1 protein-coding gene and 1 pseudogene are annotated in these 1,218 nt (G+C 45.0%); both read right to left on the reverse strand.

The features are described 5' to 3' along the window. Positions 1-146 (reverse strand): annotated as a pseudogene (locus FTT91_RS14580) (IS6 family transposase); the annotation flags it as partial. A gap of 63 nt (positions 147-209) precedes the next feature. Next, a complete protein-coding gene (locus FTT91_RS14585; protein WP_000018326.1) occupies positions 210-1,025 on the reverse strand; it encodes an aminoglycoside O-phosphotransferase APH(3')-Ia in 816 nt (271 codons plus the stop codon). Positions 1,026-1,218: the final 193 nt, after the last annotated feature.

Here is a 1,218-nt window from a genome sequence, read left to right on the forward strand (position 1 = left end):
CGGTAAATCGTGGAGTGATCGACATTCACTCCGCGTTCAGCCAGCATCTCCTGCAGCTCACGGTAACTGATGCCGTATTTGCAGTACCAGCGTACGGCCCACAGAATGATGTCACGCTGAAAATGCCAGCCTTTGAATGGGTTCATGTGCAGCTCCATCAGCAAAAGGGGATGATAAGTTTATCACCACCGACTATTTGCAACAGTGCCTCAGAAAAACTCATCGAGCATCAAATGAAACTGCAATTTATTCATATCAGGATTATCAATACCATATTTTTGAAAAAGCCGTTTCTGTAATGAAGGAGAAAACTCACCGAGGCAGTTCCATAGGATGGCAAGATCCTGGTATCGGTCTGCGATTCCGACTCGTCCAACATCAATACAACCTATTAATTTCCCCTCGTCAAAAATAAGGTTATCAAGTGAGAAATCACCATGAGTGACGACTGAATCCGGTGAGAATGGCAAAAGCTTATGCATTTCTTTCCAGACTTGTTCAACAGGCCAGCCATTACGCTCGTCATCAAAATCACTAGCATCAACCAAACCGTTATTCATTCGTGATTGCGCCTGAGCGAGACGAAATACGCGATCGCTGTTAAAAGGACAATTACAAACAGGAATCGAATGCAACCGGCGCAGGAACACTGCCAGCGCATCAACAATATTTTCACCTGAATCAGGATATTCTTCTAATACCTGGAATGCTGTTTTCCCGGGGATCGCAGTGGTGAGTAACCATGCATCATCAGGAGTACGGATAAAATGCTTGATGGTCGGAAGAGGCATAAATGCCGTCAGCCAGTTTAGTCTGACCATCTCATCTGTAACATCATTGGCAACGCTACCTTTGCCATGTTTCAGAAACAACTCTGGCGCATTGGGCTTCCCATACAATCGATAGATTGTCGCACCTGATTGCCCGACATTATCGCGAGCCCATCTATACCCATATAAATCAGCATCCAGGTTGGAATTTAATCGCGGCCTCGAGCAAGACGTTTCCCGTTGAATATGGCTCATAACACCCCTTGTATTACTGTTTATGTAAGCAGACAGTTTTATTGTTCATGATGATATATTTTTATCGGCACTGTTGCAAATAGTCGGTGGTGATAAACTTATCATCCCCTTTTGCTGATGGAGCTGCACATGAACCCATTCAAAGGCCGGCATTTTCAGCGTGACATCATTCTGTGGGCCGTACGCTGGTACT

Source organism: Acinetobacter sp. YH12021 (assembly GCF_013420145.1).
GTDB classification, from domain to species: Bacteria; Pseudomonadota; Gammaproteobacteria; order Pseudomonadales; family Moraxellaceae; genus Acinetobacter; species Acinetobacter towneri.

What these genes read in the sequence shown, in the direction of transcription:
- FTT91_RS14585 (WP_000018326.1), bottom strand. Translation starts at nt 1,025, where the DNA reads ATGAGCCATATTCAACGGGAAACGTCTTGCTCGAGGCCGCGATTAAAT.